This is a genomic window from Novosphingobium oxfordense (genome assembly GCF_044029435.1).
GTDB lineage: Bacteria > Pseudomonadota > Alphaproteobacteria > Sphingomonadales > Sphingomonadaceae > Novosphingobium.
This window is the reverse complement of sequence record NZ_CP147008.1, coordinates 1508078-1529757: the sequence shown is the minus strand read 5'-3', so window position 1 is coordinate 1529757 and position 21680 is coordinate 1508078. Positions and strand designations below refer to the sequence as shown.

Annotated in this window: 17 protein-coding genes; 3 read left to right on the top strand and 14 right to left on the bottom strand. The window is 61.9% G+C overall.

Annotated features, from left to right (window positions below; genetic code table 11):
- Positions 1 to 141 precede the first annotated feature (141 nt).
- The 14 genes from WBP07_RS29510 to WBP07_RS29445 form a co-directional block, all read right to left on the bottom strand.
- Positions 142 to 1842, bottom strand: coding sequence for an ATP-binding protein (locus tag WBP07_RS29510; protein ID WP_395396792.1), 1701 nt, complete (start codon positions 1840 to 1842; stop codon positions 142 to 144).
- 202 nt (positions 1843 to 2044) lie between these two features.
- Positions 2045 to 2518, bottom strand: coding sequence for a CHAP domain-containing protein (locus WBP07_RS29505; protein WP_395396791.1), 474 nt, complete (start codon positions 2516 to 2518; stop codon positions 2045 to 2047).
- A gap of 261 nt (positions 2519 to 2779) precedes the next feature.
- The gene (locus WBP07_RS29500) at positions 2780 to 3463 is read right to left on the bottom strand and encodes a ZIP family metal transporter (RefSeq protein WP_395396790.1); all 684 of its coding nucleotides are present in this window, start codon (positions 3461 to 3463) and stop codon (positions 2780 to 2782) included.
- A 49-nt stretch (positions 3464 to 3512) separates the two neighbouring features.
- Positions 3513 to 4649 (bottom strand): CobW family GTP-binding protein, encoded by a 1137-nt coding sequence (locus tag WBP07_RS29495; RefSeq protein WP_395396789.1) that lies wholly within the window; start codon positions 4647 to 4649, stop codon positions 3513 to 3515.
- The gene (locus WBP07_RS29490) at positions 4646 to 5251 is read right to left on the bottom strand and encodes a DUF1826 domain-containing protein (RefSeq protein WP_395396788.1); all 606 of its coding nucleotides are present in this window, start codon (positions 5249 to 5251) and stop codon (positions 4646 to 4648) included. The genes WBP07_RS29495 and WBP07_RS29490 overlap by 4 nt, the downstream gene beginning before the upstream one ends.
- Positions 5248 to 6495: a GTP-binding protein gene (locus tag WBP07_RS29485; protein WP_395396787.1), complete on the bottom strand. Its 1248-nt coding sequence runs from the start codon at positions 6493 to 6495 to the stop codon at positions 5248 to 5250. Before WBP07_RS29485 ends, WBP07_RS29490 begins: the two co-directional genes overlap by 4 nt.
- A gap of 372 nt (positions 6496 to 6867) precedes the next feature.
- On the bottom strand, positions 6868 to 8181 hold the full coding sequence (locus WBP07_RS29480) for an alpha/beta hydrolase (RefSeq protein ID WP_395396786.1): 1314 nt from the start codon (positions 8179 to 8181) through the stop codon (positions 6868 to 6870).
- A 148-nt stretch (positions 8182 to 8329) separates the two neighbouring features.
- The gene (locus tag WBP07_RS29475; RefSeq protein ID WP_395396785.1) at positions 8330 to 8533 is read right to left on the bottom strand and encodes a hypothetical protein; all 204 of its coding nucleotides are present in this window, start codon (positions 8531 to 8533) and stop codon (positions 8330 to 8332) included.
- A gap of 29 nt (positions 8534 to 8562) precedes the next feature.
- Complete coding sequence (locus WBP07_RS29470) at positions 8563 to 9759, bottom strand: lactonase family protein (RefSeq protein ID WP_395396784.1); 1197 nt, start codon at positions 9757 to 9759, stop codon at positions 8563 to 8565.
- 8 nt (positions 9760 to 9767) lie between these two features.
- Positions 9768 to 11066: a PepSY-associated TM helix domain-containing protein gene (locus WBP07_RS29465; protein WP_395396783.1), complete on the bottom strand. Its 1299-nt coding sequence runs from the start codon at positions 11064 to 11066 to the stop codon at positions 9768 to 9770.
- Between the two features lie 230 nt (positions 11067 to 11296).
- Positions 11297 to 11806, bottom strand: coding sequence for a heme-binding protein (locus WBP07_RS29460; protein ID WP_395396782.1), 510 nt, complete (start codon positions 11804 to 11806; stop codon positions 11297 to 11299).
- A gap of 258 nt (positions 11807 to 12064) precedes the next feature.
- Positions 12065 to 14398, bottom strand: coding sequence for a TonB-dependent receptor (locus tag WBP07_RS29455; RefSeq protein WP_395396781.1), 2334 nt, complete (start codon positions 14396 to 14398; stop codon positions 12065 to 12067).
- Between the two features lie 369 nt (positions 14399 to 14767).
- The gene (locus WBP07_RS29450; protein ID WP_395396780.1) at positions 14768 to 16108 is read right to left on the bottom strand and encodes a sensor histidine kinase; all 1341 of its coding nucleotides are present in this window, start codon (positions 16106 to 16108) and stop codon (positions 14768 to 14770) included.
- Positions 16105 to 16770, bottom strand: coding sequence for a response regulator (locus tag WBP07_RS29445; RefSeq protein ID WP_395396779.1), 666 nt, complete (start codon positions 16768 to 16770; stop codon positions 16105 to 16107). Before WBP07_RS29445 ends, WBP07_RS29450 begins: the two co-directional genes overlap by 4 nt.
- 464 nt (positions 16771 to 17234) lie before the next feature.
- On the opposite strand from WBP07_RS29445, the gene WBP07_RS29440 reads away from it, so the two are divergent.
- The 3 genes from WBP07_RS29440 (at position 17235) to WBP07_RS29430 (ending at position 21510) form a co-directional block, all read left to right on the top strand.
- Positions 17235 to 18362, top strand: coding sequence for a hypothetical protein (locus tag WBP07_RS29440; RefSeq protein WP_395396778.1), 1128 nt, complete (start codon positions 17235 to 17237; stop codon positions 18360 to 18362).
- An 18-nt stretch (positions 18363 to 18380) separates the two neighbouring features.
- Positions 18381 to 20126, top strand: coding sequence for a tannase/feruloyl esterase family alpha/beta hydrolase (locus WBP07_RS29435; RefSeq protein ID WP_395396777.1), 1746 nt, complete (start codon positions 18381 to 18383; stop codon positions 20124 to 20126).
- 157 nt (positions 20127 to 20283) lie between these two features.
- Positions 20284 to 21510 carry a PepSY domain-containing protein gene (locus WBP07_RS29430; protein ID WP_395398274.1) on the top strand — a complete coding sequence of 409 codons (1227 nt, stop codon included), beginning with the start codon at positions 20284 to 20286 and terminating at the stop codon, positions 21508 to 21510.
- The last annotated feature ends 170 nt before the right edge of the window (positions 21511 to 21680 follow it).

Genomic DNA, 21680 nt, shown 5'->3' with positions numbered 1-21680 from the left:
CGATTATATTGTTAACCCCGTACCTTCTCCGAATCTACTAACGCTCAGTTCCGATTGAAGCTCAGGACTGGTCCTGACGCGGCCAGTGGTGATGCTCGTTCATCGTCGGCCACTGGGGCATCCAGTAAGGCTTCGCCCCGGTTAGCCCTGCCTAGGATTTCCCCGGACCAGCGCCATGCCAGCCTCTTCATCGACGAGCCGCAGGCCCGGTAACCCTGATAGGATATCCCTGAAGTTCGCGAGCCGGGGTGGTTTCAGCAGATATCCAACGGCGCCAAGTTCGAAGGACCGCTTCTGGTCCGGCTCATAGTCCGAACCGCTGCACATGATGACATTCATGTCGTGCAAGTCATCATCACCCCGGATTTGCTCAAGCAGGCGGAACCCGTCCACATCGGGCATGTTGATATCCAAAAGGATCAGGTCGACCACGCTTTCCGGCGCGGTGAGCAGGCGATAGGCTTCGCGTCCATCGCGCACGCTGAGCAGGTTGCAGCGCAGCTTGGGCCGCGTGAACAGGGCGAGTTCGGTCAGTTCCAGGTCGGCCTCGCGATCGTCCACAATCAGCACATTGGCGATGGGCGACGATGTGCCTTCATCATCGCCGCCGGGCAAAGTCGGCTGCTCCGCTTCCGGCAGGGTGAAGCGAAAGGTCGCGCCCTTGCTGGGGACACAGCCGATTTCGCCCCCGTATGTCGCGACGATGCGCTGGCAGATGGCAAGGCCCAGCCCGCTGGATTCGTTGTTGTGCACCAGCCGATGGAACGGCCGGAACACGTGCTCCAATTCGTCCTGCGGGATACCGATCCCGTCGTCCGCCACCGTGAAGATGCCGTGCCCGTCAGCGACCGAGTGGCCGATCGTCACCGTGATCCCCGGCGCATTGTGGGAGATCGCATTGGCGACCAGGTTCTGGAACAATTGCCGTAAATGGACCGGATGCGCGATCAGATCAGGCAAAGGTCCGTGCATCACCGTCGCGCGGCGGTCCTCAATGATGAAGGCCAGGTTCTGGCGCACTTCATCAATGATCTCCGCCAGATTGCACGACGTTCGTTCGATAACTTCGGGGGCATCCAACCGGGTATACTGCGAAACGGAATCGATCAGCTTGCCCATGCGTGACGCGGATTCGCCGATGAAGCGCAAATAGGTATCCTGCTTGGCCCCATCCCCCACTCCATCGCGCAGCAATTCCGAGAAAGACATTAGGGTTCGCACCGGCTCGCGAAGATCGTGCGCCAATGCCCGTGTGAACACGCTGAGACTGGCGTGCTGCTTGCTGATGCGCGCCTGCTGTTCCTGCAAGGCAACCACCATGGCGTGCAGTCGCATATAGAGGTCTGCATTCTCCAGCGCGACCGAGGTGGTGTCGGCCAGCGCCTGAAGTATCGCCAATTCCTCTGCCGAAGGCACGCGCTGGCTGGACCAGTAATTGCCGATAGCGCCGATCGGCGACGCACGCCGGATCGGCACCATTGCCAGACTCTTTACGAAAGTGGGACGATAGGCTTCGACGGGCACGCGCGGATCGTTATAGATATCTTCGATCACCGCGCTCTGGGCGTTCAGCATGACCCAACCGCTGACGCAGGCACTCATCGGAAAGCGTTTGCCCTTCCACAAGGGGGCAATCGCATTCTCCTCGGCGTAGTAGCACTGGTCGCCGTCCCGCAGGACGAAAGTGGCGCCATCCGCCCCGGTCAGGTTTCGCGCGGCATCTCGAATGACTGCGGTTACCGCGTTGAGGTCGCGCGCGTGGGAAAGTTCCTGCACGGCGGCGACAAGTCCTTCCATCGCCGATACATACCAGGATGTGGTCCGGAATGGGGTGGCGTCCATCGTACGCGCCTTCGAGATCGATATCCGTAATCTGCAAAGAATATCGGCGCTTAATTTCACGCCGCTTAACCTGGGATAAGTAGATTTCCTAGGGATCTAATTCGGAAGGGATCAGGCGTCCAATGAAGCGCAATCCCAGCGTTTCGATCACCAGTTTTGGCCGGCGCCATCCTATTACCGAATGAAATGTTATGTTACTCCCTTACAACTCACGATCTCTGTCACTATTGGGATTGGCTACGGCAAGTTCGACCGGATTCCCAACGCCCTCCGCATAGATGAAACCGAAGACGGGGTTCGTGCGCATACCCAGCGCGCCGCTTGGCGCGTACCACACACGCACTTCGCTCCAGTCCCCCTTGGCCGAAACATCCTCCGCCAGCGCGCCGATTTCGACCTGTCCGGGCGAAGACCAGTTGGCGTGATCGAGCAGGATGTGCCGGTCATCGACGATCTTTTCGACCACCGCGACATGACCCAGCGGCATCGCGCGCGAAGGCGCCATCGCAACCACCGCACCCACGCGCGGCTCGGTGCCCCGCGCGTAGACACCGGCGGCCTGGCCCCACCAGGTCCAGGCATTACCGTGGATCTGAATGCCCGATCGATCGCGCGCATAGGGCACGCATTGCAGCGGCGCGGCCATGACCTGCCCGGCCAGGCCAGTGGCCAGCATCAAGCCTATCGCTGCCCATAGCGCCTTTCGCGCAAATGCCCGATGTAGCGCCAATCGGCTGATAAGGCGTGATGATTTGGCAAATACTTCCCCTGTGCCGGAAACCGACGCAACCCCCGCATTCGTCACAAAACCTCCCTTGCGACCCGCGATGATTGGTAATGTAATAACATCGCATTTGAAAAGACGGTCGACCAACGGTTCGTCGGGTTTGAGAGGCGACTGATCGACGATGGATCGGTTGGACGGGGATGAAGGCGGTCAATGGGCGAGATGAGTGACCAGCGCCATCGCTCCCAGCCCGGCCATGCAGGCTAACGCGCCATGCAGCCCGCGTTCGGCTCCCGCGCTGCGCGGCAGCAATTCCACCGTGCCGATATAGAGGAACCCGCCCGCAAAGACCGCCAGAACCAATGAAAACGCGCCGGGCTCGACAGGGACAAGGTAGCCAAGCATCAACCCCGCCACAGGCGCAAGCGCGTTGGCGAGCAGCCAGCGCCATGGGTTTTGCAGGGGCGCTGCCGACAGGCTGAGCCCCACCATGTTCGCCCCATCCGCCATGTCGTGCGCCAGCACCGCCAGCGCCACCAACCACCCGGTCGCGCTGGACACCGCGAAGGCAAGACCGATGATCAACCCGTCCATCATGCTGTGCACCAGCAAGGTTATGCGCCCAAGACTGGCGGCGCCAGGCAAGCGGTGCAGCAGCAGGTAACCGGCAAAACCGGACGCGACCATCGCGAAGACGAGGCCGGCATGACGATGGCCACTGCCGCTTTCAAGCGCGGCGGGAACGAGATCGAGCAGGGCAAGCCCGATCACCAGCCCCCCGGTCAGGCCGAACACCAGATCGCGCCGCGCGCCGATGCGCAATGTCAGCAAGCCCCCGAAGCCGGTGGCCAATCCGGCAGCGACAGCAAGGGCGAGGGGAAAGAGAAAATTCACGGGGAAATGTCCGTTCAGTAATGATGCCGGGCCTCATGGTCCGAAGACTTCAGATCGCCGAAAGCAGGCTTCCGCCCTGAGCCAGCGAATTGCCGAAGGGGCCATCCTGCTCCGCGCCGTCGAGCACGAAACGATCGAACCCATCGGTCATCAGGGCCAACGTGGAGCGCAGTTCATCGGCATCGATATCGCGGGTAATGAAGACCAGCCGCGTGCGCCGGTCATGTCCGGGCCATTCGGCCAGCACCACCGGCGGATGGAAGATGTGCTGCACGCCGTGGATCGCCACCGGATGCGGTTCTCCTTCGACATGCAGGATCCCTTTGACCCGCAAGATGTCGGGGCCCTTGAACATCGTCAGGATGTCGATCCAGCGTTCGAAAGCAGCGGCTGGCAACGGCGCGTCGATTGTCAGGCAAGTCGCGCGGATGCGGTCGTCGTGGCGGTTCACGTCATGATGATGCCCGTGCCCGTGACTATGACCATGACTATCGTAGGCTTCGGCATTGAGCCAGCGGCGTACGTCCGCGCTCTTGGCGGCCGGATCGAACAGCCCTGCGCCGAAAAGGTCGCCGGGGTCCACGGCCCCGTCGCGCGTCGGCACGATCGTCGCGGCCGGGTTCAGCGCGCGCAGTCGCGCCTCAATGGCGGAGCGCTCGCCGTCGCCAACCAGATCGATCTTGGTCAGCAGGATTTGGTCCGCGACCGCTGCCTGCTTCACTGCTTCCTCCTGCCGGTCGAGCGTCGCCATGCCATTGGCGGCGTCAACCGTCGCGATCACGCTGTCCAGCCGATAGACGGTGGCGAGCATCGGATCGGTCATCAGCGTGTGCAGGATCGGCGCCGGATCGGCCAGCCCGGTCGTCTCGATCACCACGCGGTCGAACCAGCAGGTGCCCTCACGCGCGAAGCGCCACGGCGCGTCACGCAGCGTGGCCAAAAGATCGCCCCGGATCGTGCAGCACAGGCAGCCGCCCATCATCTCCACCACCAGATCCTCGCTGGAGCGCGCGATGAGGTCGTGATCGAGGCCAACTGCGCCGAATTCGTTGATGATCACCAGCGCACGGCGCATTTCGGGCGCGCGGACTAGCCGGTTCACCACCGTCGTCTTGCCGCTGCCGAGAAATCCGGTGAGCACCGAGACCGGGATCAGCCCTGCCGCCCCGCTCAACACAGCGCTCATGCCCCGCCTCCATCGTTCGGATGCGGATCGATCACCAGCAGCAAGCGCGTCTCGCCCGTCTGCCCGATCGGCGGTGAACGATGGAGCACGGCCGGCTCCTCCGCCCAGATGCGGCCCTTGAAGATGGCGACCTCGCCCACTTCCATCTGCCTGATCCGATCCGGGCAGATAGTCTCGATCCACTGCGTGCCCTGCCCGTGCAGCGTCGTCAGCAGGCGCGCGGTCACATGATCGGCGTGGAACTTGCGGCAGGCATCGGTTTCGACGACTTCCAACCGGATCCGAACTTGCCTGCAAGCCATGATGGCTGCGAAGCGAATGGCGAGTGCGGCGATCTCTCCCGCGAGGATGGCTGTGCGAACACCGGCCGGATAGCCGGCCTCGGTCAACGCTTCGAGCCAGCCGTCCCGCGGCGCATCACAATCCATCGCGACGGCAACGTCGTCCAGCGAATCCCAATCGAGGGCATCCAACCAGGCAAGTTCAGGAGGGCGCCGCGTTTGCCAGAGCGCCAGATGTATCGGCGCGTCGAGGATTTCCGCAAGCACATCGGGTCCGCGGGCCATGGCGACGCCATGCGTCAGCGTTGGCGGAACGGTCACTGCGCCGCCTCTGCCAGCGCCGGCTCGCCCCAGTGCGGAAAGGGGTCGGCAAGGTGCGACCATGTTGCCGGCACGAATTCGCGCGCCGGCAGCAGGCACGCGTCCAGCGCAGAGCGAATGCGCGCCTCGTTCATGCCGATGCCGATGAAGACCAGTTCCTGTCGCCGGTCTCCCCAGGTCTCGTCCCAGTGCTGCATCACGAAATTCTCGAAGCGTTCATCATCCGGCCACAGATGCTTGGGCACGCTGGCCCACCAGCGGCCCATCCGCGCCGTCTGCGTTTCGCTGCCCGCAACCGCCAGTTCGCCGACCCAATCTGGCCTTGTCGCCAGCCAGAAATGCCCCTTGGCGCGAACGACGCGGTCCAGCCCGTCTCCCGTCAGCAGACGATGCAGCCGCGCCGGCTCGAAGGGCGCGCGGGCGCGATAGACGAAGCTCTCGATCCCGTATTCCTCGCTTTCCGGGCGGTGATCGGCATAACCGTAGAGTTCCTTGGCCCAGAGCGGATGGCGGGCGGACTTCTCCTCGTCATAGAGGCCCGTGCCCAGTATCGCCTCCAGCGGCACCTGCCCCCGATCGCAGGCAATGATGCGGGCATCGGCGTTCAGGCTGGCGATCAGCTTCTTTACCACGGCCAACTGATCGGCGCCAACCGAAGAGGCCTTGTTGACGACCACGACATCGGCAAATTCGACCTGCTCCACGAGCAGGCCGACCAGGCTGCGCCTGTCGTCGTCGCCCAGCGTCTCGCCCCGGTCAGCCAGGAAATCCTGGCTGGAATAGTCCTTCAACAGGTTCACCGCGTCCACCACGGTCACCATCGTATCCAATCGGGCCACATCGGACAGCGAGACGCCCGCTTCGTCGCGAAACGTGAAAGTGCTGGCCACAGGAAGCGGTTCGGAAATGCCGGTGCTCTCGATCAGCAGATAGTCGAAGCGGCCCTCCTCCGCCAGTTTTCGCACTTCGATCAGAAGATCGTCCCGTAGCGTGCAGCAGATGCAGCCATTGGTCATTTCCACCAGGCTCTCCTCGCTGCGCGAAAGCGCCGCATCCCCGCCGCGCACGAGATCGGCATCGATGTTCACTTCGGACATGTCGTTGACGATCACCGCCACGCGCATACCCGCGCGGTTGGACAGGACATGATTGAGCAGCGTCGTCTTGCCCGCGCCGAGGAAGCCCGACAGGACGGTGACGGGAAGACGCTTTGAGGAAGCGGTTGCGGCGTCGATCTGGCTCACGCGAGGTCCTTGATGAGATTTGTTATGATATAACGTATCATTAAATCCGGTCTTTGCAAGGGCCGCCCTTTTCGTCGGCGATGTCGGTGATCCTGGGCGCGCTGGCGAGCCTCGGACGCCTACCAAGTGAAGAGACGGGGACCGAGCCGCAGCGATCATCTGTGGCCCGGCTCCGGTCGACACGGCTCCGTGCCCAAGCCGCTTGGATATCGCGAAGTCGACGACGCGCTCGATCGTCGCCGTGCTTCGGCTCAAGGCGGGTTGGCTTATGTGAAGCTCTTCCGGCCGCTGGCGAATAGCTGATCGAGCGAGAGACGACCTAAAGGTGCTGCGCATTGTGAGCCCAAACACCTCAGCACGGCATGCGCGATCTCAATTGGTGTTTGCAAACCTGCCCGCTTTGGAAATCCAGTTGTCCACGTAGTCGTACGTCAGCTTGACAGTATCACCGTAAGCGCCGGCCGGTTTGATGCACTTGTCGCAAGGCGTGTAGACATGTGTCGCGCCTTCGATGAAAGCGATGGCCTTGTCCTTGCTGGCAGCGTGTTCATAGATCGTTTCGGCGGCCAATCCTTCCCAGTGGCCCGTCATGCCAAGCGCCAGCAGCGGCACCGAAATCCCTTCCACGTTCCCCGGGGGGCTTGCATAAGTCGAGCGCCATTCGACGCCGCGTATGCCCGATGCATCATAGTCGAAATCCTGTCCCGCGCGGACGGCATAGCTCGACAAGAAGTTCCTCACCGTCGTCTTGAGCGCGCCCATCCCCATCGTACGGGTGGGATCGCCGCGGCCTTCCGGAACACGCTCCGAATGGATAATTTCGGTCGTTATCGCCCCATCGGCATGAACCAGCGGCCAAGCCTTCCGTGAACGAGCGAGTAACGCATTATCTTCGGAAAACAATCGGTTGCCGATGAAACTCGCACCGGCGACGATAAAGGGTTCGTCATCGGTGTAGTGCCCCTTGCCCGCCTCTATTAACGCCAGACGTGCCTGCGCCCTGTCGATCAGGGCATTGTTGCGCGCGCCTTCGGCAGCAAGGAACTTGCGGCGAAACGCCTCGGAATAGTGTGAGCCTTTGGGGTCGTAGCCATTGGCCGGATTGTACATATCCAGCGCGGGATTGAGTTTCATCCCGTCGTCGTCCGAAACCACGGCCGGATCGACGCTGAGCAGCGTCATTTCGGCTTGCCCCCAATTGGCGTCTGCCAACACCACCCCATCAGCTTTGGGCAAGCCGGCCAGTGTGGAGGGACACTTGTGGATCATCTGCCCCCCCTGGCACGCAGTCACCCCGCCTTCAGCAATCATCTGATAAGCCGTCATCAACGTGGCGCCGCCGCTATGACCGAACAGGACGACCTTGCTGACACCCGGATAGCTTTTGAGGAACCCGACGCCCGCCTTCATCTCCAGCAGCACCCGGTCCATGATGCCATCGTCGAACGTGCCGGACTTGCTCGACGAATTGTTGGCGCAGAGCACCCTGTAACCACGTTTCGACAGTTCTCCGCATGCGGAGAAAGTCAAATAGTCACCGCTGGCATGCATAACGAACAAAGCGATCGCCGCCTTAGGGCCTGGGTTGAGCGGCTCGTAGAGCACGCCAGGCGAACCGCCGCTCAATTTGACATAGCTGGTCTTCACGCCCTCGATCTGCACTTGGCCGACAGGACCGTCGAACATGCCTTGGGCGCCTGCTGAATTGGTGAATGACAAGGTCCCGGTGAGGGCCAGCGCGAGAGCGAGAGCGCCCAGCGGGCGGGAAATGCGAGAGGGAATCATGGTGTCGGTCGGATCCTGTGCAAAGGCGGGAATGGCGACGCGTCGCGGTTCAGTTGCCGCGCGCAATGGCCGCGAAGGGGATGCGCAAAAGTTCGAAGGCCGTGGTGGCCTGTCCTGCATCGCGACGGTTGAACTGGCTGCAGGCGACCATCAGGTCACCACCCACCCGTGCAGTGGTAGCCGGATAGACGAAGGCGTCATGATGGTAGCGTGATGAAAGACCCGTCGCGACGCGCAAGAAACGCGAATTCATGGCGAAATTCCCCTCTTTGGCAGGGTGGGTCACGGCACCAGCATCGCCAGACTGGCGGCACGGGGCGCGGCGATCCGCGATGGAGTGGGCTCGATCAATCCCGTGTCGGAATTGCGCGCGAAGACAGAAACCGATCCCGGTGCAGCACTTGCCACCAGCAGCCAGCGACCGGTGGTATCGATGGCCAACGCGGTGGGTTCGCGCCCTGCGGATCCAAGCCGTTGGATCTCGCGGGGCGTTCCCGTCCCCCGGTCCAACGCATAGACGACGAGGGTGCCGTCACCGCGATTGGTTACATAGGCAAAGCGCCCGTCTCGATCGAGCACCAGTTCGGCGGCGTGGATACCTGCTTGCTTGCCACTGTGCACAATCGGGATAGAGCCGATCACGCGCAGTTCCTCCCGAACCGCATCCCAGGCCAAGGTCACCAGCTGCGCGGCTTTCTCGGTCAGTACATAGACGAAGCGCCCATCTGCCGAGAAAGCGAGCCGGCGCGGTCCCGAGCCCGTCGGCAGTGCGGCAAAGGGATGGGCGGAGGGGCTAAGCGAATGGCTGTCGGCATCGATATGGTAGACGAATATCCGGTCGGCGCCGAAGTCTGCGACGAAGAGATGCTTTCCCTCTCGATCGGCCAGAACGGCCTGAGCATGAGGCTCAGACAGACGCGAGCCCGATCCGCTATCCGTCACGACGGAGGTTGGCGGAAGCAACGCGCCGCCTTTTTGCAGTGGGATCGCGGCCACCTGCGCGGCGGCGAAATTGGCGACGAAGATCGTAGGCGGCATACCGGCAAGCGCGAGATGCCGGGGCGATCCGCCTCCTGAACCGACGCGGCTGAGCAGCGAAAGATGCCCATCTGCTGGATCGGCAGTAAAGCTGAGCACTTCGCCTTGCCCGTCGCCGCCGTTTGCGCTTTCGTTTGCCGCGTAAAGCACCTGCCGGTGCGGACTGGGCATCAGCCAGGTTGGGCGCCCTATGTCCGCTACACTGCCGAGCGCCGAAATCGTGCCGCTCCTCGGGTCGAAGCGCGCCGCGTCGATCCCGCCGGCGCCTTCTTTTCCGACATAGACCAGTTGCGGGGCAAGACAGTCGTTTTGCGGACAAGACGGTTCAGCCGCAGATCCATTGGGCGACGCCGCGACAATCCGATCCTGAGCCAGCGCGCCGGCCATCGGCAGAGCCAAAGCGGCAAGACCTGCACAAGCGGCAAGAAGCCGTTGCTTCATGGCGCCGCTCATTTCCAGAACACTCCCTTGCGGCCCGAGCGAGCACGACGGCCGTACATCTCAATGTACATGAGCAGTCCCGAGACACTCAGAAACACCAGGGCGAGGCCGGCAACGAAATCCAGCAGCCGGGCAGGCAAGCCGAAGAGGTAGCCCGAGTGGAAGTGCTTCACCCATTCATGCACGTCCATCCCAAGCGGGAAGCCGCTGGCCGGATAATAGCTCTCACTCAGGCCCACTTCGTTGCCCGTAGCCGTATCGAACACGCGCTGACGCGTAACCGGACCGGCAGTGACGATGACGCCCTGCTCATGCCCGGCATAGATGCGGGCGCGGATGGCACGGATCGGCGTCGAAGGTTCGCTTGCGCGGAAACTGGCGAGACCTGCCAGCGCTATGCGCTCAGCCTGGGAATCGACAAGAGGCGTGGGTGCCACGGGTGCCGCACGGGTAACGAAAGTGTGCCAGCTGCTCTCAAACCCCAGCCAGGTGCCGCTCGCCGCTACAAGGATCAGCAGCACCGCGGCAGCGACAGAGACAACCCGATGCAGCGACCGCATCGTCTCGCCCGCCATCCAGAAGAGCTGGTTCCGGCCCATCTTCCGGCGCTGCCGCAGCAGGCGGAAATACATCACCAGCCCGGTGTAGATGAGCACGCACATGGCCAAGCCCGCCGCGAATTCGACATATACGCCAGGCACATCGTGGCGCGTCCATAATCGGTGCCATTCCTTCAGCGACTGCCGGGCCGATGGCCCGGGTATTGCGCTCCTGGGCGACAGGCTCGGCATCGAGGCGCCCGTAACGGGATCGAAGGCCGCAACCAAGATCTGCGGCCCCATCTGGTGCGGATCGGGCGCCTCTGAGGGGGCGACGTAACCGACTTGTGCGATAGCCCGTCGACCCGCAACACGCAGTTCCACGTAGGCCGGCTTCTGCCCCGGAACAGTGCGGTGGAACGAGGCCAGAGCCCTACCCAGCGCGCCTTGAACATCAATGTTGTCCGGCATCGCTCCGGCACCCCAATCGCTTTGGAGCACTGCCGAAAAATCGCCGTTCCCGAACTTCCCCTCATTGATCGACTGCATCGTCGGATTGGTTTCGGGCGCGCCAGCCAGAATGCTGGCAAGATCCAGTCCCTGGATCAATGTGCCCGTCACGCCCAAATACAGCATCACCAGCACTGCCACGAGCGAGACGGCTCGATGCACGGTGCGCATATCGATGCGCTTACCCTTCTTTCGGGCAGGTGCAGGCGCCGCCTGGCTTTCGCTGGCGATTGGCGGTGGGGTGGAAGAATGGTTCATGTCAGGCGGCTCTTGCTGGGATGGGCGGCGGCAGTCATGGACCGGCAACGGCACAGGAAGTCCGGCGTATTGCACGCCCGGCCGCCAGCTGCAGGACCCGGCCATGCGCGGGTCACAGACCCCACATGGCCCACGGAAGCAGTGCGGTCGTGGGCAGACGACAAGGCAGTCTGGGCGTTTGGAAAGTCATCACAGTCTCCATCCTTCTCCGATACCGCTGCGGCCCGCTCTCACAACTGGCCAAAGATCGCAGCGATTCCGTCGCGCGCGCATTTTTCCTCTTCGTGCGCGCTTGCGCCACTGGTAGCGATCGCGCCCAGAAATCGGCCATCCTTGATGATCGGCACGCCACCTGGAAGCAAGGACATGGCGGGCGTCACCTGCTCGATCAGCCGAGGATCCTTTGCGATTCTCTCGCGAAGTTCCAGGGTAGGGATTTTGAAGGCAACTACCGTCGCCGTCTTGTGCATCGCCATGTAGATGCCGTTGTCGCGCGTGCCATCGGCAGCAAGTGCCGCCTTCAAATTGCCCGATGCGTCGGCAACCGCGACTGTAATCGCATAACCGTCGCGCGCGCAGGATTGTTCGGCGGCCTGCGCAGCGATCGCGGCCAGCTTAAAGCCGATGCCTGATATCGGCCGGGCGGGCTCATGATGTTCCTGCGGGTTAGGGCCCGGGGGTGGACCAAGCGGAACCTTGAGCTGCGCACTTTGAGGAATATCGAAATAGTCGCCCGGCATCGACTGGGGGCTGGGCGGCGTGGTATTGCGCCTGATCGGAGCATCCTGCCCCTGCGCGCCGCTGGCGACGAGCACGAAAGAGATGCCCAGTATCGCCGCAGTCATCGGCCGAATGCTGCGCGAAAATCGATGAGACATAAAAACTCCCCCTTGCTCATTAAGGCTCGAAAGGCCGACAGACCTTGAATAAGAAGCCCCGCCGGCAAGAGAGGTGCTGGCCGGCGGGGAGTTCGCTCCAACTGGGAAGGTGCGGAGCGTTTAGAAACGCACGCCGAGGCGCACGCCGTACGTGCGGGGATCGGCGATGCGGGCAAAGACCTGATCGTCGTTACCGGTGCCCATGCCATTGGGCGCGCCGACAAGCTGGAGCTTGTTCTCCACGTTGCGCACGAAGGCGGTGACATCCAGCTTCCCGTTTTCGGAGGTGTAACCCAGCGTCAGGTCCGTGCGGGTGAAGCCGCCTTGCCGGTACTGCTGGGGCAGAGTGGTGTATTCGCCGGTGAACGGATTACCCTGCCCGCCCAAGTCGGAAAGGTAGTATCCGTTGGAGAACTTGGTGCCTACACGGGCCTTGATATTGCCGCCACTGGCCAGCGGGAAGCGGTGCTCCCAGGACGCGGTGCCGGAGAAAGTCGCCAGACTGTCCGGTCGTTTACCCGACCAGTCGATCCGGTTCGAATAGATGAAGCCGACATTGGCGCCCTTGCCGAACTCACCATTCGCCAGAGCGAAAGTCAGGTTCAAATCGTCGTTGCGCGTTGGCCGCCATTCGATCTCGTTTTCCCAACCGTAGAACTTGGCGGGCGGATTGGTGGTGTAGATCAGCACGACCGGGGCGCCGCCAGTGACGCTGGGCGTCAGGAAGGTCGATCCGGTGAGCTGATACTTGGCGTAATCGTAATAATAGACCGCCGTGTTGTATTGCAGGTTCGACGCGATGCGGCCCTTGTAGCCGATTTCATAGGCAGTCAGCGATTCCGGCCCGTACTTGCCGACGCCGCCGTTCACGGGATCGACATCGTTGAAGCCGCCTTGCTTGTAGCCTGTCGCGATCGAAGCGTAGATCAACTGGTCCGGGGCGGGGCGGAAATCGACGCCCAGCCGCCAGGTGAACTTGCTGCTGGATTGCTTGCCGTAATTGTCCGTGCCGTTGACGCAGTAGTTCGGCGGGCCGCAGAGGTTGCCGTTCTGGTCCAGCCAGCCGCCGGGAGGGGCATCGCCCGCCGCAATGGTGTAAGTGCGCGAAACGGAATCGTCCGAAAAGCGGCCGCCAGCGGTAAGACGGATCTGGTCGGTCAGGTCGAAGCTCGCCTGGCCGAACACGCCCATGCTTTCATGCTTGGTGGTGCCGACGATGCCGGGATTGGGCACGTAGCAGGCCGGATCGAGCGTGGGCTGCGGGCAGCCGTCCTTGATCAGCACCTGCCAGTTCATGTCCTTTTCGGGAATGTTTTCGGCATAGTAATTGATCCCCGCCACCCAGGTCAGGCGGCCTGGCGCGGAGTTCGAGAAGCGGATCTCGTGGGAATCGCTGCGGATATTGGCGCGATAGTCGGTCCACAGGTACGACGGGTTGCCGGTAGAGCCGTAAGGATCGATGACGGAGGGGTTGTAGACGTCCTGCGCATCGAACTTGATGTGCGATCCTTCGTAGGTCATCAGCACCGGGCCGACGTCGACATGGAGGATGCCGGTAATATTGTAAAAGTTGTCGTCCGAACTGCCGATGTAGGGATTGTAGAAGACTTTGAGCGCGTCCTTGGTGCTCATGTTCTTCACCCGGAACCACAGCGCACTGCTAGTGGCGTTGTTACCGCCAATATGGCCGAAGGTGCCCGCCAGGATGAAATCGGACCCGCCGCCGAAATCCACCTTTCCGGTGATGCGAGCGGTCCAGTTGTCTTCATCGTCCAGATCGCGCGCGGGCTTCAGCGTTCCGGGGTTGCCCAGCACCGGCTTGATGAAGCCATCGCGGCTGTTGAAGGCCGCCGCTGCGCGGATCGCGAAGAAATCCGTGACCGGCACGTTGATCATCGCCTCGCCGCGGCGGGTGTTGTAGTTGCCCAGTTCGAAGCTGGCCGATGCTTCCAGTTCGTCCTTCGGCTTGGCGGTGATCAGGTTGATCGCGCCGCCGGTGCTGCTTTTGCCGTAGAGCGTGCCTTGCGGACCGCGCAGCACTTCGACGCGTTCGAGGTCGAGGAACGCCAGGCTCATCAACTGCGGGCGGCCGATAGGCACGCCGTCGATATTGAAGCTGACGCCTTGCGTGCCCTTGCTGGTCGTATCCGTGGATCCGACGCCGCGAATGGTGATGCTGGCGCCGTGCGCCGCGCTACCGACATTCAGCGAAGGCGCAATGTTCTGAAGATCCGCTGCGCCGTGGACACCCTGCTCTGCAAGCTGATTGGCGCCGATCACGCTCAACGCAATAGGCGTATCGTTGGCAGAGGTCGCGGTCTTGGTGGCGGTGACGATGATCTCTTGGATCGCCTGATCGCTGGCCGCCGCGTCCTGCGCGTGGGCGGCACCAGGCAGCGCCAGTGCAATTGCCAATGCACCGCCGGCTGCCGAATGGAATAGCCTGTTCTTCATTTCCCCTCCTGTATCGCTTGCCCGGTTTTCTTGGGCGTGTCGATCGGATGCGCCAATGCGACGGCGCCTCCCGATCGTGGGCGCCGCCTGGCCCCGGTCGTGCCGAGGCGTACGCAAATCAGTCGATTTTCGGTTGCCACGCGCAGGTATCCGCGCACGCCCGGCCATGACCGACGTGTTCGTAGCCCCTCTCAGTTTTCTGATTTCGTGGCGACGGTGCCTAGCGGGCGCCTACGGTACATTCCTCTGTCATGTGAGCCTCTCCCGTTGTGCTCTTTCTTTGGCCCGGACCGAAAGATTTTCCCTCTGATCCGATCCTCATTGCGGTGATTACGAGGCCAACCCAAACCGAACCTGAATCATCACCTCTCATACCCGCCGTGGGAGCAGTAAAACCGCACAAAGCCCGCCAAGTTCGGTGGAGTGCCCAAGCTGCAGGCTTCCGCCATAAAGCTCCACCAGTTCGCGCACGATGGCGAGCCCGAAGCCGAAGCCCTGTCCGGTCTCGTCGAGCCGCACGCCGGGGGTGAGCGCCACCGGTACGTCGCGTGGGGCGATGCCCGGCCCATCGTCCTCTACAGCAACGCGCGCCATCGCACCCTCCGCCGCGATGGAAAGGCGTACGATCGATCCAGCCAGACGGCAGGCATTGTCGAGCAGGTTGCCAAGCATCTCGTCCAAATCCTCTGGGTCGATTGGCACCTCGCAACTGTCCGGCGCCTCCACCGCAACCTCAAGGCCGCGCGCACCGTGAAGCCGCCCCATGGTGAAGGCCAGGTCGCGGCCAACCGGCACAAGGTCCGCCCGCGCACGGTCGCCCACGCCCGCGGCGGCAACCCGCGCACGGCGCAAGTGATGAACGATGCGCTTGTCCAACTGGGCGACAAGGGCACGGCTGGTCATCCCCGCGCCTTCCGTCTCCAATTCCAAGGCCAGCGTCGCCAGCGGTGCCTTCAAACCGTGGGCCAGATTGGCGACATGCAGGCGGGTCTGACGCAATTGCTCACCATTCTGGGCGACCAGGGCGTTCACTTCGCTGACCAGCGGCAACAGCTCGCGCGGCTGACCGTCCTCCGGCAAGCGGTCGAGATCACCATCACGCACGCGGGCGACATCGCGCCCAAGCGTTCGCACGGGACGAAGGCCGAAATGAACCAGCAGCAAGCTCGATCCGGCAAGGAACAGCGCCAGGATCGCCAGCGAACCGATGACGAGGCGCAAACCCTCGCTTTCCGGATCCTGGATAAGTTCGTCCGGCGCGGCGATCATGATCGTGGCCGGAACCCGCTGCCCGTTGCGTTCCAGGTCGAGCGGCATCAGGCGTGCGTGCAGTCGATGGCCGGACGGACTTTGCGCATGAGCGCTGTAGATACCGTCCTCATACTGGTTCAAGCCGGGAAACCGCGTGACCTCGCGGATCGGCGTGCCCCCGCCTTCGCTATGGCCGGGCGTGGAAAACGACCATCCCCATTGCGTATGCGGCTTGTAGAGTTCGGGAACGAAGTGCAGTTTTTCGTGCCTGAGCGTGCCGTCCGGACCGATCGCCCGGCGCAGCATCATGACCTGCGCGTCCAACATATCGTTGACGTTTTCGCTGACGACATGGCTGACCCAGAACTTCAGCAGATAGCCGCAGGCGGCCAGCGTGAGCAGGGCCGAAAGCATCGCGATCACGCCGATCCTGGCATGGAGCGACAGGCGCCCCATCATTGCGTGGTTGCTACCAGCCGATATCCATGCCCGCGCACCGTCTCAATCATCGACGCCCCGATCTTCCGTCGCAGCCGGCCAATGATGACCTCCACGGAGTTCGATTCCACATCGTTGTGATATTCGTAGACATGCTCGAACAATGAGGCTCGAGGAACGACCACGCCTTTGCGCAGGATAAGCGCGGAAAGAATGCGCCATTCGAAAGCGGTCAGCTTGAGCGGCTCATTATCGAGAGCGAAGCTGCCGGATTGAGTGTCGTGCGTCAGCGGTCCGCAGCGCACCACGGTGGTTGCGTGCCCGGCCGAGCGGCGAATCAGGGCACGCAGGCGCAGCACCACTTCGTGTGCGATGAACGGCTTGGTGAGATAGTCATCGGCGCCGGCCTTGAACCCCGCCACTTTGTCCGTCCAGGTATCGCGCGCCGTCAGGATCAGCACCGGAAAACCACGCCCCGCGGCGCGCCATTCCTCCAGCACACGCAACCCGTCGATCCCCGGCAGGCCAAGGTCCAGCACGGCGGCATCATAGCTCTCCGTGTCCCCCAAGTGAGCGGCATCTTCACCATTGACCGCCAAATCGACCGCAAATTTCTCGGAGCGCAGGACGTCAGCGAGCTTGCCCGACAGAACATGATCATCCTCGGCCAACAGGACACGCATTCGTCTCTCCCGATTCGACATGTTTTATTGGTCCAGTTTGCCTGAACATTTTCGCCGCGCACAAGCTTCGATGTGCGTGCGATGTGATCGGAAGAGTGTCACTAGCAAGGCTTGGCACAGCGCTCGGTAAACTGGCTTTGCAGGACATTTCTGCCAATCCCCCAACACCTCCATCGAAAACACATCCCCTCTCTTAGCCACCGAGAAAGGTTCCTGCCCCTAGCCGGCGAGTGTTTCGGCATCGCTCAATCATGCTCGGCCAGCAGGAAAAAGATCAGGGCAAAATTCAGGCTCCGTGCAAAAGCCGGCAGGTTTCGAGCTGCTGCCCCAGCCCTTTCACGATGTGCGGTTCATTTTCGGTTTGGGCAACCCGCCTACCCAGCTTCTCAAACGCAGCCCCGGTACGCTCCCCAACTCGACCTGAAGAAGGGCAGCGTCAGAGAGTCCGTAGGGAATAGAGGAAAATGATGGGTATCTTCCTGTCACAGCCAAAATCACGACGCCAATGGCGCACGCTGCGATTGTGCGGCCCCTTCGCCGTCACGTTGCTCCTCGCCTCGGCGGCCGATGCTCAGGATACTCATCCGGTACTGCCTGCAGACATGGCGATCGCTTCGCGTCCCGAGGCGGCTCCCGGCGTTACCATTGAAAGTGGTGAATTGCGGGCTCGGATCGCCCTGCCCGATGCCAAGAACGGCTTCTATCGTGGAACTCGATTTGATTGGTCCGGGATGATCACAAGCGTCACGATGAGCGGATCCCGTTTCTACGGTCCCTGGTACAACGCTGTATCACCTACGATCCATGATTTCATCGACTTACCGGGCGGCGTTGTGGTCAATCCGTCCAACGCTGCGACGGGCCCTGCCGAGGAGTTCGCAAACCGCGATGGCGAAACCGTTCCCGGCTACAATGCTGCCCCTGTCGGCGGAACCTTCATCAAGATTGGGGTGGGACGCCTGCGAAAGGACGATCTCGAGCCGTACGATCATTTCCGGGCCTATACGATCGTGGACGGTGGGCACTGGAGCGTCCAGCACTCTAAGAACCGGATCACCTTCATCCATCGTCTTCGGGCCGATGCGACAGGATTCGGCTACGAATACGAAAAGACCATAGCTCTCTCGCCCGGCGGCATCATGACGATTGCGCACCGCTTGCGCAATATCGGCCGCCGACCGATCGATACGCAAATCTACAACCACAATCTCGCCCGGTTCGACGATGCCGACATCGGTCCAGGTGTAAGCGTGCGTTTCCCGTTCTCCATAACCGGGGCCGTATCCGCTCCCGACCTTGCACGCATCGATGGAGATACACTTCGCTATGGCGCAATTTTGGCACCCGGCGATCGCCTCCAACTCCCGGCCCAGCAAGGCGCGGCGGACAAAATTCCGGGCCCGTTTCGAATAACCGGCGCCAACGGCGCAACCATCACCATGCAAACGGATACGCCGCTCGTTCGGACAGTCCTGTGGTCCATCCGCCGCGCTGTCGCAGTGGAGCCATTTACCGCCATCCATGTCGCTCCAGGCGCTGAGCAGCGCTGGTCCTGGCAATACACATTCACCCCGGCAAGCGCCGCACGATAAACCATCGATGGGAGAAAGATGATGAAGTTTCGCCAGGCTTTCAGTCTTGGCGCGGTGCTGGGGGTCGTGCCTCTGATACTGCTTTCCACTCAGGTCACATATGCGGATCAGGCCGCGCCCTCCGGTAAGGCGGCGTCGATGGTTCAGCCGTTGAACCTTCAAACGATCGCGCCCAGGTCTGAATGCGGCTCGCTTCTGTCGGCAGACGTCTCGCGCGCAGCCGGGGCGCCCACGCATGTCGTTTCGGCGGAGGTCGTCGACGATCATGCCGCGAGCCCTTATTGCGCGGTCAAAGTGTCCATCGACAACTATGCGCATTTCGAGCTTCACCTCCCCACGACAGCATGGAACCAGCGGCTTCTATTCGGCGGTGGCCCCGGCGCGCAAACCGCGACCGGAATGAAGCTGGATCGCTTCGCCACTGTGTCGTGGGAGGATCTGGGACGCCGGGAAAACGAAGACCTGCTGGCGAATGACTATCGCGGTCAGGTCAATGCCGGGTACCGCGGCATGCACCTTCAGGTCCTGGCAGCCAAGGCATTGATTGGCCGGTTCTACGGCCAGGCGGCACGCTTTTCGTACTATAATGCCTGCTCGAACCCTGGCCGAGAGGGCATGATCGAGGCCGAGCGCTTCCCGCAGGACTTCGACGGCATCGGCGCTGGCTGCCCGCCCATCAACACGACGGTCAACAACGGACTGTTCACGGCCTGGAACGTCATGGCCAACACGGGAGCCGATGGGCAAGCAATCCTGACTGCCGACAAACTGCCGATCCTGCACAAGGCAGTGCTGGATCAGTGCGACGCGGCTGACGGCGTGAAGGACGATATAGTCTCGCTCCCCTATGCCTGCCATCCCGACGTCACCGCCCTGAAATGCAATCCCGGACAGGATCCGACGACATGCTTGACCCCACCTCAGATCCACGTTGTCGAGGAAATCTATCGCGGAGCGCACGATAAGGAGGGTAACAAGCTGACGCCCGGCGGTGTTCTGCCGGGATCGGAGCTTGCGTGGACCGCCACGATCGTTCCCGGCGGCGGTCGCTTCAATGGACAGGAGGAGGCCCGTAAAGGCACGGAAAAGGCAATTCGCTCGCACTACAGCCTCCCCGCTCTACCGGTATCTTGGAAGCTGAAGGATCTGACATTCGATCACGCAACTTTCGAGGCAACCACAAAATACAGCTATCTACATGACGGGACCAACCCCGACCTTTCCGGCTTTGCAAAGTCCGGCCACAAGCTGATCCTCTGGATGGCACTGGCCGATACCAATGTTATGGTCCACCAATCGGTACTCTATTACGAGGCGCTCCAGCGTCAGATGGGTCCCAAGGCGGTTGAGGGCTTCGCGCGTTTCTACGTCCTTCCGGGGGTCTATCATTGCGGTGGCGGTGACGGCCCCGTCATCAGCAACCTGCTGGAACCGTTAATGCTTTGGGTGGAACGTGGTATTGCACCGGGGGCACTGGCGGGTGCGCATGTTTCTCGCGGGTCCGGCATGGCGCAGGGCGCCGATCCAGCCGAAGCCGCTGCCAGGACGCCTGATCTGACCCGCCCCATTTACCCGTACCCCTATCTTGCCCGCTATACCGGCAAAGGCGACATCAGAAGCGACGCCAATTACGTAAAGGGCGCGGCCCACCCCGCCCCTGCCGCGCTTGAAAACTGGCCCGGCGCCAAGTTCTACAAGCCGGGCTATATGAGGTGGTGCACCGCAACGGCCACGTCCATCGACTGCACAACCACCCATCAATAGCACGACAAACCAGCTTTGCGCGGCGCAGCCTTCTCGCGGCGCCGCGCATCGTGAAAGGGGAGTAAGGCCTGTGCCTGACGTAAACCACGCTGGTTCCGAAGTACCCAGCCAGAATCGCCCAGCCGCCGCAGCCAAGCGCAAGAGCCGACCGCTCGAAATGCGGACCGTTCACCGCGTGCTCTCACTCATCGCCTGCCTGTTCCTGCTTTACATCGGCGTAACGGGTACTCTGATCCAGACGCTCGACATGACCGCGATCCTGACTGGCAAGGCGGAAAGCGACCCGACAATGCAGTCCGTGAACGAAGGGAGGTTTGGGAACGGCTTCTATTCGGCCGTCACGGTCGCGGACTGGAACGCTGCCGCGCTGCCCGACAATGTTGACGTGACGAAGGGCTTTTCGGTCGCCCTGGCCCGGTTTCATAAAGTTCGGCCGGAAGCGACAGCCGCGTTCGTGGAATTGCGCGTGATCGGGGGCAAAGTTGCCGGTCAGGTCGCCTATGCCGATCCGAATGCGCCGGCTGACCCGCGTCGGCAGGGTACGCCGCTCTCGGCGTTGGCGTTCGATATCAGTAACGGGCAGCAGATCGAGGGCAGCGATGTGCGCGGGGCCTATCCCGCCCAGTCGCTGCGCCAGACTCTGAAACAGTGGCACCGCTTCTGGGGTCCGGGTTTCTTTGGCCTGCGCGATATCCCGGGCGTCTACCTTGAACTTCTCTCCGGCATCGCAATGTGGGTTCTTATCGTCACCGGGCTGACGATGTACTTTCGTCTTCTCAAGCAGCGTCGCAAGATCAAGCGACCAAACCTGTTCTGGATGAATTCCGACACTTGGCGATCATTGCATCGCGGCGTCTCCGTCGCAGCTTCAGTGCTGCTCATTCTGGTCGCCTTCAGCGGTACATGGATCGGCTTCGAAAGCACGTACGCCACCTTCAATCGCCATAAGCCGCCGCGTGAAACACTGGCGATCACGGATGCCCAGGCACTCGGCGTGGCCCGAAGCACAATACGAGCCTTCAGGGCGGACGAACCGGGAACGCAGATCCGCGCAATTCGGGCCCGTGTGTGGTATGGACAAGCCGAAGGTGCCGTCGTCGCCGCGACCGTGCCGACCCGCCAGCGCGTCTACAATGCCGCGACTGGGCAGGAACAAGGCCTAAGCTCCCCGCTCTATCCCAAATCCGCCTTTCCGTTCGGAACCGATGTCCACGAGTGGATGAAGCATTTCCATTCCGGCGAATTGTTCGGCCTGCCCGCGCGTTTGCTCGACCTCTTGGCAGGACTGTCGCTCATCTTCCTGTCCGTTTCGGGATTGTGGATGTATCTCGAACTTTGGAAAAAACGGGCAAGATCAGGCAGGAAGTCACTTTTCTGGAACTAGGCCGGCACATTTCCCGGCTCTCGTTCAGTTTCGATTTGCCTTTGCGGCACATAGCATTCGCGAAATGACGCACGAGACATCGATAGTCATCAATTAGTGACTTTCCATATCCCGGACTATCTCGCCCAAAACTCACGATCTGCTGGTTTCTGAAGAGAATGTGCTACGCT